At 64.3% G+C, this 11,492-nt stretch carries 7 protein-coding genes; 2 read left to right on the top strand and 5 right to left on the bottom strand.

The features are described from left to right. Positions 1-12: 12 nt before the first annotated feature. Positions 13-990: an aldo/keto reductase gene (locus QCE63_RS22345; protein WP_309836070.1), complete on the bottom strand. Its 978-nt coding sequence runs from the start codon at positions 988-990 to the stop codon at positions 13-15. A 233-nt stretch (positions 991-1,223) separates the two neighbouring features. Here QCE63_RS22345 and QCE63_RS22340 point away from each other — a divergent pair, with 233 nt between their 5' ends. After that, positions 1,224-2,078 (top strand): oxidoreductase, encoded by an 855-nt coding sequence (locus QCE63_RS22340; protein ID WP_309836068.1) that lies wholly within the window; start codon positions 1,224-1,226, stop codon positions 2,076-2,078. A 12-nt stretch (positions 2,079-2,090) separates the two neighbouring features. Here QCE63_RS22340 and QCE63_RS22335 read toward each other — a convergent pair whose 3' ends face one another. Genes QCE63_RS22335 through QCE63_RS22325 form a run of 3 tightly spaced genes read right to left on the bottom strand, consistent with a single transcriptional unit; the run spans position 2,091 to position 9,133 of the window. Beyond that, entirely contained in the window at positions 2,091-2,987 is an 897-nt protein-coding gene (locus QCE63_RS22335; RefSeq protein ID WP_309836066.1) for a transglutaminase family protein, read from the bottom strand. After that, positions 2,984-5,605 carry a circularly permuted type 2 ATP-grasp protein gene (locus QCE63_RS22330; RefSeq protein ID WP_309836065.1) on the bottom strand — a complete coding sequence of 874 codons (2,622 nt, stop codon included), beginning with the start codon at positions 5,603-5,605 and terminating at the stop codon, positions 2,984-2,986. Before QCE63_RS22330 ends, QCE63_RS22335 begins: the two co-directional genes overlap by 4 nt. Positions 5,606-5,641: 36 nt before the next feature. Next, the gene (locus tag QCE63_RS22325; RefSeq protein ID WP_309836064.1) at positions 5,642-9,133 is read right to left on the bottom strand and encodes a transglutaminase family protein; all 3,492 of its coding nucleotides are present in this window, start codon (positions 9,131-9,133) and stop codon (positions 5,642-5,644) included. A gap of 167 nt (positions 9,134-9,300) precedes the next feature. Between QCE63_RS22325 and QCE63_RS22320 the strand changes: the two genes are divergently transcribed. Then, entirely contained in the window at positions 9,301-10,386 is a 1,086-nt protein-coding gene (locus QCE63_RS22320) for a putative zinc-binding metallopeptidase (protein ID WP_309836062.1), read from the top strand. Positions 10,387-10,396: 10 nt separating this feature from the next. Here the strand turns inward: QCE63_RS22320 and QCE63_RS22315 are convergent, their stop codons facing one another. Further along, the gene (locus QCE63_RS22315; protein WP_309836060.1) at positions 10,397-11,431 is read right to left on the bottom strand and encodes an alpha-E domain-containing protein; all 1,035 of its coding nucleotides are present in this window, start codon (positions 11,429-11,431) and stop codon (positions 10,397-10,399) included. Positions 11,432-11,492 lie beyond the last annotated feature (61 nt).

Below are 11,492 nucleotides of genomic sequence, written 5' to 3'. Positions count from 1 at the left end.
AACGCACGCGGGTCATTTGAATCCCGATACCGCGTGCGGCACATACGGCGCTTCCAGCGCGGCGATTTCGTCCGCCGTCAGGTTCAGCGACAAGGCCGCCACCGCATCGCCGATATGACCGGGCTTCGAGGCGCCGATGATCGGCGCGCTCACCGGCGCCTTCTGCGCGACCCAGGCGAGCGCAACCTGCGCGCGCGGTACGCCGCGCTTTTGAGCCAGTGCGGCGACCGCTTCCACTACGGCGCGATCGGCTTCGTCGGTCTTGTATAGCGTGCTGCCGAACGCGTCCGTTTCCTGACGTGCGCTCGTCGTATCCCAGTCACGCGTGAGACGGCCGCGCGCGAGCGGACTCCACGGCAGGACACCGATGCCCTGGTCCTTGCACAGCGGAAGCATCTCGCGCTCTTCCTCGCGGTAAAGCAGGTTCAGGTGATTCTGCATGGTCCTGAATTCGGTCCAGCCGTTGGCGCGCGAGGTGTAGAGCGCCTTGCTGAACTGCCACGCATACATCGACGACGCGCCGATATAGCGCACCTTGCCCGCCTTCACGACATCGTGCAGGGCTTCGAGGGTTTCCTCGATCGGCGTCGCATAGTCCCAGCGATGGATCTGGTACAGATCGAGATAATCGGTGCCCAGACGCCGCAGGCTGTTGTCGATTTCGTTGAAGATGGCCTTGCGCGACAGGCCCGCGCCGTTCGGGCCGGGCCGCATGCGGTTGAACACCTTCGACGCGATCACGATGTCGTCCCGCTTCGTGAAGTCACGCAGCGCGCGTCCGACGATTTCCTCAGACGTACCGTCGGAATAGACATTGGCCGTATCGAAGAAGTTGATGCCGGCATCCAGCGCTTCCTTGATGAGCGGACGGCTCTTCTCCTCGTCGAGCGACCACGGATGCGTGCCGCGTTCCGGCGCGCCATAGGTCATGCAGCCGAGACAAAGCCGCGAGACGTCGAGGCCGGTCGTACCCAGTTTCACGTAATCCATCGTGCGAATCTCCTTGCGAAGCGAAAGGAACGGCGAGCGCGCATGCGCTTGCGCATGGCGCGAAACTTCGAACCTTATATCAATGCAGCAAATCGCGCTGCCCGGCATGTTTGAGATGCGGGTGAACCATCCGGGCCATTTGCACCGGAATGCATAGCCCCTGCTACCATGTCCAGCGTCGCATCACCCCGCCGAACGCTTTCATTTCCTTGACTGAACTGAAGAGGCTTCCCATGACGACACCCACCACTCAACCCGTCTGGTTCATTACCGGTTGCTCGACCGGCTTCGGTCGCGATCTGGCCGCGAAGACCCTCGCGCTCGGCTATCCGACGGTCGTTACCGCGCGCAATCCGAAGACGCTCGAAGCATTCACCGAACAATACGGCGATCTCGCGCTCGTGCTGCCACTCGACGTCACCCGGCCCGAGCAGGTGCAGGCCGCCGTGAAGGCGGGGACAGACAAGTTCGGGCGCATCGACGTGCTCGTGAACAACGCGGGCATCGGCTATTTCGGTTCGTTCGAAGAGAGCGACCTGAACGAAGTGCGCAAGATGGTGGACATCAACGTGTGGGGCCTGGTGGACATGACGCGCGCGGTCTTGCCGCAGATGCGCAAGCAGAAGCACGGCACCATCGTGAATGTCTCGTCGATTGGCGGCATCATCGCGTTCCCCGGCGTGAGCTTCTATCACGCGACGAAGTTCGCGGTGGAAGGCATGTCGGAATCGATGTCGCATGAACTGGCGCCGCTCGGCATCAAGGTGCTGATCGTCGAGCCGGGTCCGTTCCGCACTGACTGGGCGGGACGCTCGGCGAACGAGGCGCCGCGCACAATCGCCGATTACGCCGGAACCGCGCAAGCCCGCACGGATACGATGCGCGGCTACAGCGGCAAGCAGCCGGGCGATCCGGTGCGCGCCGCGGAAGCGATCATCCAGGCCGTGGAAAGCAAGGACCCGCCGTTGCGCCTGCTGCTCGGCAAGGCCGCGGTAACGAATGCGCGCGTGAAGATCGACGCCTTGCGCAAGGACTTTGACGGCTGGGAAGCGGTTTCCGTGGGCGCGGACTTTCCTGAAGGCGAGTGACGCAAGCAGCCTTTACAAGGCCAGCACGTTCACCGCGACGTCCATGTGATGCGCGCCGCCGCCCAGTATCATGCCGCGCAACAGCGACACGTCGCTGTAGTCGCGGCCGGTGGCGAGCGTCACGTGATCCAGATCGGCCAGCACGTCATTGGTCGGATCGAGGTCGATCCAGCCGCTCTGCGGACAATGCACCGACACCCATGCATGCGACGCGTCCGCGCCAATGAGGCGCGGCTGTCCCGGCGGCGGATCGTTGCGCAAGTACCCGCTCACATAGCGCGCGGGCAGCCCCAGCGCGCGCAAACAGCCGATCATCACCTGCGAGAAGTCCTGACACACGCCATGCCGCAGTTCGAAGGCGCGCGAAGCCGGCGTATCGACCGACGTGGAAGAAGGTTTGTATTCAAAATCCGCGTGAATGCGGTGCATCAGATCGATGGCGCCCGCAACGAGCGGCCTGCCCGCCGGAAAGCTCGCCTGCGCATATTCGCGAAACGCGTGCGCGAGCGGAATATTGGGTGACGCATAACAGAACTCGCCCTGCGCGAGGAACGCCTCGCCCGCGTGATAGCGCAACCGTTCCGCGACGCTTTCCCAAGGCGGCGTTGCATCCGGATCGAGTGCGGACCAACGCGGCGTCAGGCGCACAGTGGTTTCGCTCGTCATCGAAAGACGCTCGTGCGGCGCGTCCAGCGAAAAGTACAGCACGTCGTTGCCGAATGCATCGACGCGGCTATGAACATACGATGGCACGGGTTCAATGCGTTCTGTATGCGAAATCACCTGTTGCCACGGACAATGCAGCGGCCGGATGGTCGCCAGATGCTGCGCGATTTCCACCGGCGTCGAATAGCGATAGGTCGTGCGGTGCGTCACCGCGAGCACGGTATCGTGCATGCCGATGTTCATGACGTCACCTGCGCGGCCAGCGTGTTCGCGTGGCTGAAATAGCGCGCGCTCACTTCATTGGATGCGGCGCTCATCGATGCAACCAGCCTGTCGCACAACGCAACCAGCGCATCATGGCGGCCGTCTCCGCGCGTCTCGCACAGCGTGGCGAGCGGCGGCAAGGCGTCAGCAGGCGCGAGCAGATCGGCGAAACGCGTGGCCTGCAGGCGCCGTGCGCCGCCCGCTGCCGCCGCGATTTCCTCGAGCTTCACGCGCAATCGTGCATGGACGCCATAGAGGCCGCGCGGGTTCGTCTGATCGACGACGATCAGATCGATCAACGCCGGCACTTCGAGCCTTCCCGGATACAGCGAACGATAGGTCAGCGTGCTGTCGAACAATTGCAGCAGCAGATCGAAGCCCGCGGGCGACGCAAGCGTGCCGCACTCGGCAACCACGCGCAGGATGGTCGCCATCGTCGAGACGCGTTCAATGTGCCGGCCGATGAACAGCAGACGCCATGCTTCGTCGCGCGTCATGCGGTCACCCTGTGCGCCGCTGATCGCGCAAAGCTGGGTCGCGAGATGTTCGAGCGCGTTCATCAACAGCACGCGATCGTAGCTGCGGCCAAGACGCGGGATGCCTTCGGCGCGGGACTCGTCGAGATCGAGCCGCACGAGCGCGTCGCGAAAGTCGTTGCGCGACGCGAGAATGACACGCCAGTGATCAGTCGAAAGCCGGTCGCGAATCTCGCCGCCGACGCGCGCCTGATCCGCGAGACTGCCGCCGATGCTGGTGCCGATGCGCGTCTCCGGCAAACCCGCGATCAACACGCGTTCGAATGCTTGGGGCGTGGCGCGCGCGAGCGTATCGGTCGACGGGATCAGGCCGCTTTGCGCAGCCAGTTCGGCCAATGTCGGAAACAGTTCCTCGGCGTCGCTTCCTTCGAGCATGCCGAGCAGCAGACGGCACAGGCGCACGTTGTTCTCAGCGCGTTCGCCGTAGCGGCCGGCCCAGAAAAGATTCTCAGCGGCCCGGCTCGACACGGTCCGGTGCTTGCGAAGATCTCCGGGCCGGATCGGCGTGGGACGCAGCGATACCGAACCGCCCGGCTGGCTCGACATCACCCAGGTATCGACGCTGCTGCCGCCGGATTGCATCGATACCGTCGCGCGATGGTCGGCCGCCAGCCGCGTGAAGCCGCCCGGCACGACGCTCCAGCCGCCCTCGGGGTTCGCGACCGCATAGGCGCGCAGCACGCAGGGGCGCGAACCCAGCGCGCCATCGTGTAAGCGCGGCGCGCACGAGAACGGCAGATGTGCCTGTATGGTGAAGACATCCGGCGCGCGTTCTATGCGCTCGCGCCAGTCCGCGAGCACCTGAACGCCCGCGTCGATGCCCGGCGCCCGGTCCGCCTGCGCGCCGGGCCAGGTCGGCGCAATGAGCGCACGGTCGAATCGTTCGAAGGCCTCGCGACGAGCGGCTTCCTCGCCGCACCACCAGGTCGGGACGGTGGGCAGTTCGAGCGTTTCACCCAGCAACGCCTCCGCGATGCGCGGCAGGAACGCATTCAACGCGGGCGATTCCGTGAAGCCCGCGCCCGGCACGTTCGACACCATCACGTTGCCCGCGCGCATGACCTGCAGCAGACCGGGCACGCCGATGCTCGAATCGGCGCGGAGTTCGACGGGATCGCAAAAGGCATCGTCGAGACGGCGCAGCACGGCATGCACGCGCGACAGGCCGGCCAACGTCTTCAGATAGAGCTTGTCATGACGCACCGTGAGGTCCTTGCCTTCCACGAGCGTCACGCCGAAATAGCGCGCCAGGAACACATGTTCGAAATAGGTTTCGCTGAACGGGCCGGGACTCAGCAGCGCGATGTGCGGCACGTCGTCCGCGCTGCTGCGGCCGCCTTCGTCGTCGCGCATCGTGGCGCGCGCGGCCTGCGCAATGGTCGCGATCAGCTGCGCATACGCCGCCGCGAGCCGGCTCACGTGCATGGCGCGGAACGGATCGGCGCACAGGCTCGCGACGATCAGCCGGTTCTCCAGCACGTAGCCCAGACCCGACGGCACTTCGGTGCGATGCGCGATCACGGTCCACTCGCCCGAGGGCGCGCGCGCGAGATCGACCGCGACGATCTGCAGGAAGCGCCCGAGCGGTGGCACGAAGCCCTTCACCGAACGCAGATAACCCGGATTGCCGAACACGAGCGCAGCAGGCAACAGACCGCGCTGGAGCAAGGTCTGCGGGCCGTAGACATCGGCGACGATGGCTTCCATCAGCCGCGCGCGCTGCGCGACACCGCGCTCGATGCCCGCCCATTCGGCTTCGTCGATGATGAGCGGCAGCAGGTCGAGCGACCACGCGCGCGGCTTGCCGTTGTCGGCGTAGACGTTGTAGGTGATGTCGTTGTCGCGCACCTGCTGGGCCACCGCGGCGACGCCGTCGTCGAGGCGCGCGATGCCCTGCTCGCCCAGCAGATCGAAGAACTGCCGCCATGGCTCGCGCAAAGCGCCCGAGGCGTCGCGCAACTCGTCCCAGTGCCCTGGACGCCCCGGCAGCGTGCGGAGCAGCGCGAGCGCATCGGCGCGGGCGGCGGCGATGTCGAAGGGCAAGGTCGATTGATAGGCCAAAGTCTTCCTGTTTATCTTTTGAATGATGAATGCATTTCAACGATAACGCAGGTCGAGCGTGAACGGAAATTCGAGACTGCGCTCGCGCGCTTCGACGGACATCGCGCCGGGCGTGTGTCCGGTGGCGAAGAAGCGTGCGCGGCGGCGGCTTTCTGCCTCATAGGCGTTGACCGGAAAAGTCTCGTAGTTGCGGCCGCCGGGATGCGCGACGTGGTACTGGCAACCGCCGATGGCGCGTCCCGTCCAGGTATCGACGATATCGAAGGTGAGCGGCGCGTGGACGTCGATGGTCGGATGCAGCGACGCCGCCTGCGCCCACGCCCGAAAACGCACGCCTGCGACGTATTCGCCGACGCGGCCGGTTGTCTGCAACGGCAGCGCCACGCCGTTCACGGTCACGACGTGTCGACTGCCGTTCAGCCCCAGCGCGCGCACCTCCAGCCGTTCGACGGACGAATCCACGTAACGCACCGTGCCGCCGGCGGATCCCTCTTCGCCCATCACATGCCACGGTTCGAGCGCATTGCGGATCGTCAGCGCGATGCCATTGGTGTCGTAGGAGCCCACCAGCGGGAAACGGAATTCAAAATGCGGTTCGAACCAGCTGCGCTCGAAGGCGAAGCCGGCCTCGCGCAATTCGGCGAGCACGTCGTCGAGATCCATTTGCACGAAGGTGCCGAGCATGATGCGGTCATGCAGTTCGGTGCCCCAGCGGGTGAGACGCGTGGTGTAGGGCTTCTCCCAGAAGTGCGCCACCAGCGCGCGCAGCAACAGTTGCTGCACGAGACTCATGCGCGCATGCGGCGGCATTTCGAAGCCGCGCAGTTCGAGCAGCCCGAGCCTGCCCGTGGCGCCCTCCGGCGAATACAGCTTGTCGATGCAGAATTCCGCGCGATGCGTGTTGCCCGTCACGTCGATCAGGATATTGCGCAGGATGCGGTCGATGAGCCACGGCGGCACCGTCGCACTGTCGCGGCCGCCGAGCCGCCCGAGCTGATGCTGCAACTCGGCAAACGCAAGCTCGAGTTCGAATACCTGGTCGTTGCGCGCCTGGTCCACCCGCGGCGCCTGGCTGGTCGGCCCGATGAAGAGACCCGAGAACAGCATCGACAGCGAAGGATGATTGAGCCAGTACGCGATAAGGCTGGCGAGCACATCGGGACGCCGGAGGAACGGGCTGTCCGCGGGCGTGGCCCCGCCGAGCACGAAGTGATTGCCGCCGCCGGTGCCGGTGTGGCGGCCGTCGAGCATGAACTTCTCCGGGCTCAGGTAGGTCTCGTGAGCCGCGCCATACAGGAACTCGGTGTGCTCGACGAGTTCTTTCCAGTTCGCCGCCGGATGAATGTTCACTTCGATCACGCCCGGATCCGGCGTGACCTGCAGCATCTTCAGACGCGGATCGCGCGGCGGCGGATAGCCCTCGACAATCACCGGCATGGCGAGATCGGCGGCGGTCGATTCAACGGCGGCCAGCAGGTCCAGGTAGTCGTCGAGCGCGGTGAGCGGCGGCATGAACACGTGGATCAGCTTGTTGCCGTTGCCGAGTTTCTTGAAGGCCTCGGCTTCCGCTTTGGGGCCGGCGGCGCGCGCCGGATCGCGGGCCTCCACGCAGAGCGCCGTGCGAAGGGTGTCGCCGGAGGATTGGCCGCGCCGGGGAAGGCCTTCACTTGCGCCGCCGGTTGAGCCACCACCTTCGCCGCGAGCCGTCGAATCCGTCGAATCCGTCGAATCCGTCGAATCCGTCGATTCCGTCGATTCCGTCGAGCCGGTATTTTGCATGCCTGATGCAACATCCAAATCGGCATATTGCATGCGTAATGCCATTGCTGTACGCAGCGGCATCGGCGGAGCGAACGGATCATGCTGGTGCTGCCACGGATAGTCGGTCTTCGAAACCCAGGGCAGCGACTCCAGCGGCAGGCGATAACCCATCGGCGAATCGCCGGGGATCAGGTACATGCGGTCATCGCGGAAGAACCACGGACCGCTCGTCCACACGCCGGGCTGCAACGCGGGGCCTTCGTCACGCAAGATCGGCAGCACGTAGCCGGTCACGGTAGGCAGACCGGCGTCGAAGACCCGGCGCAGGCGCGCGCGTTCGAGTTCGTCGTCGAGACGCGAGTCGAATGGATCGACGTTCACCGGCAGCCGGCGCTCGCGCCACAGGTAGTACCACGTGTCTTCATACGCCGGCTGAACGTATTTCGCATCCAGCGACAGCTTGCATGCAAGATGCCGGATGAAACGCCCGGCATCGTCCGAGGTAAATGAAGCCGGCTGACGCTCGTCCGCGAACAGCGCGGGATCGTGCCAGCATGGCTCGCCGTCCGCGCGCCAGAACAGGGAAAGCGCCCAGCGCGGCAACTGTTCGCCGGGGTACCACTTGCCCTGCCCGATATGCAGAAAGCCGCGCGCACCGTATTGCGCGCGCAACTTGTCCATCAGCGATACGGCGTAGGCGCGCTTCGTCGGACCCAGCGCATCGGTGTTCCACTCCGGTGCGTCCCGGTCGCGCACCGACACATAGGTCGGTTCGCCGCCCATCGTCAGGCGTACATCGCCTTCGTGAAGCTTCGCATCCACCTGCTCGCCCATCCGCAGCACTGCCTGCCAGTCCTCTTCGGTGTATGGCTTGGTCACGCGCGGCGTTTCCAGCACGCGCGCGATGGACATCGTGTGATCGAACGCCACTTCGCTCTTGTCCACCGCGCCGGAGACGGGAGCGGCGCTGTCGGGCTCGGGCGTGCAGGCGACGGGAATGTGACCTTCTCCGGCCAGCAGGCCCGAGGTCGGATCGAAGCCGATCCAGCCCGCGCCCGGCAAGTACACCTCGCACCATGCATGGAGATCGGTGAAATCGACTTCGGTGCCGCTCGGACCATCGAGCGACTTCGTATCCGGCGCCAGTTGCAGCAGATAACCCGATACGAAACGCGCGGCCAGTCCGAGATGCCGCAGCGCTTCGACCAGCAGCCAGCCGGAATCGCGACACGACCCGGCTGCCGTTTCAAGCGTTTCCTCCGGCGTCTGCACGCCGGGTTCCATGCGGATCAGATAGCGGATTTCATCGGCCAGACGCTGGTTCAGCGCGACGAGGAAATCCATCGTCGGCTGGGGCGTGCGATCGATACTGTTGACGAAGGCCGCAAAGCGCGGCGTCGGCTCGCGCTTGACCATGTACGGCGCGAGGTCGTGCAGCAGCTCGGGCGCGTAGGCGAACGGGAATTTTTCGGCGGCCGGTTCCAGAAAAAAGTCGAACGGATTGTAGACCGCCATTTCGGCGACGAGATCGACCGTCACCTTGAACTCGCGCGTTTTCTCCGGAAACACGAGACGCGCCTGATAATTGGCGAATGCGTCCTGCTGCCAGTTGATGAAATGTTCTTCGGGTTCCACGCGCATCGAATACGAGACGACCGGCGTGCGGCAATGCGGCGCCGGCCGCAAGCGCACCACTTGCGGCGAGAGACCGACGAGCCGGTCATAACGATAATGCGTGACATGGTTCAACGCGACACGAATGGACACACCGCACTCCTTTGTTCAAATCGAATGATGCTGCGCGCCGGACACGTTCGCCCGCGCGTGTGCTTGTTGTGGAGCCTTCCCGCATGCGCGGCACGAAGCTTGCGCATGCTCCGCCGCCAGGGTCCGCACTCTCCATTCCGCGCGACCTCACTCCTACCGGCCACACGATGAAAACCTTCCACTGCAACCGTTGCAATCAGCACGTGTTTTTCGAGAACACGCATTGCGAAAAGTGTGGCACGCGACTCGGTTACATCCCCGAGATCAACCAGATCAGCGCTTTCGACGAGACCGAGGACGGCCGCTGGCGCAGTCTGCATCCGCTCGCGAATGATCAGCTGTATCGGCCGTGCCACAACTACGCCGTCGAGAACGTCTGCAACTGGGTCGTTCCCGCGCCCGAAGCCGAACCGGCCGCCGAGACATCCACCGACACGCTGTGCTGTTCCTGCCAGCTCACCAGCGTGATCCCCAACCTGTCGAATCCGGATAACCGCGTATTCTGGTACCGCATCGAGGCTGCGAAACGCCGGCTGCTCTATACCTTCTCCGAGCTCGGCCTCGAAGTCGTCTCGCGTCAGGCCGACCCCGAGCGCGGCCTCGAATTCCAGTTCCTCGAAGCCGATGCCCAAGGCCACGGCGTGATGACGGGACATAACAACGGCATCATTACGCTCAACGTCGCCGAAGCCGACGACGCCCATCGCGAGAAGACGCGCACGTCGCTGCACGAGCCGTATCGCACGCTGCTCGGGCATTTCCGGCATGAATCCGGACATTACTTCTTCGACCGGCTGATCGCCGATACCGGGCGCATCGGTCCGTTCCGCACGGCTTTCGGCGATGAACAGGCCGACTACGCCGCCGCGCTCGATCGACACTACCAGGAAGGTCCGCCCGCACAGTGGGAGGACAACTACATCAGCGCCTACGCGACGATGCATCCATGGGAAGACTGGGCGGAAACCTGGGCGCATTACCTGCATATCGTCGATACGCTCGACACAGCCGTGTCGTGCGGGCTCGTGCTCGTGCCGGACACGCCGAACGAACCGACGCTCACCGACCAGACGCCTGTCGAGGACGCTAGCTTCGATAACCTGATGAAACGCTGGTATCCGCTGACCTATGTGCTCAACAGCCTGAACCGCAGCCTCGGCATGCCGGACGGCTATCCGTTCACGCTCGCACCGCAGGTCGTCGACAAGCTGCGCTTCGTGCATCGCGTCGTCGCGGCGGCGGCCAAACGCTGACAGCACGCGTTCAGCCCTTGCTCTGCGATTGCGTTTGAGTCTGCGTCCGGGTCTGCTCAGGCTCAGGCTCAGACTCAGGCTCAGGCTCCGGCTCCGGCTCCGGCGCAATCGGCAGCAGAAATTCGCGGCTCACCCGGCCCGCCAGATCATTGACGCGCGCAAGAAAACTGACGAGATAGGCATGCAATCCGCCTTGCAGGATCGTGCCGATGCGGCCGTTCTTCAGTTCCGCGCTCAATTCCGCCGCCAGCCGCCCGGCATCCGTGTCGCGCCCTTTGGTTACCTGCGCAATCAGTTGCTCGACTTCGGCTATGCTCGCGGCAAGCGAACGCGGCCAGTCGCGATACAGGATCAGCAGCCCGGCAACCCGCTCCGGCGTGATGACATCGCGATACACCCGCCGATACACCTCGAAGCCCGACACCGAGCCCAGCACCGCCACCCAGTGGTGATAGTCGAATGGTTGCGCGGCGGTATCGTCGCGTTGCTCCATCATCTCGAACTTCACATCGAGAATCCGCGCCGTATTGTCCGCGCGTTCGATGAAAGTCCCGAGACGCATGAAATAAAAGGCATCGTCTTTCACCAGCGTGCCCAGCTGCACGCCGCGCGACAGATGCGATCGAAACTTCACCCATTCGAAAAAGGTATAAGGCTCGCGTTCAAGAATGCCGTCGGCGAGCATGCGCTGACCGTCGAGCCAGGTCGTATTGAGCGACTCCCACAGTTCGCTGTTGGTGGAACTGCGCACGGCACGCGCATTCTCGCGCGCGGCCCGCAGGCAACTGATGATCGACGAAGGATTGGACAGGTCCGCCGCCATGAAATCGATCACGTCACGGCTCTTCATGCCATGGTGCGCCGCTGAATAGATCCCGCTCAACTCCGATATCGACAACATCGCGCGCCAGCCGAGTTCCGCGTATTCGTCGGACTGCGGCAGGAGCGAAAGCTGATAGTTCGCGTCGAGCATCCGGGCGGTGTTTTCGGCGCGTTCTGTATAGCGCGCCATCCAGAAGAGATGATCCGCGGTACGGCTCAGCATGGGTGTTCCCGGTGGTTTGTCGTTGTCTTTCATACCGCATGGCATGCCATGCTCAAACATG

Source organism: Caballeronia sp. LZ065, from assembly GCF_031450975.1.
GTDB lineage: Bacteria > Pseudomonadota > Gammaproteobacteria > Burkholderiales > Burkholderiaceae > Caballeronia.
The sequence above is the reverse complement of the archived record's forward strand: the minus strand, read 5'-3'. Positions and strand labels throughout refer to the sequence as shown.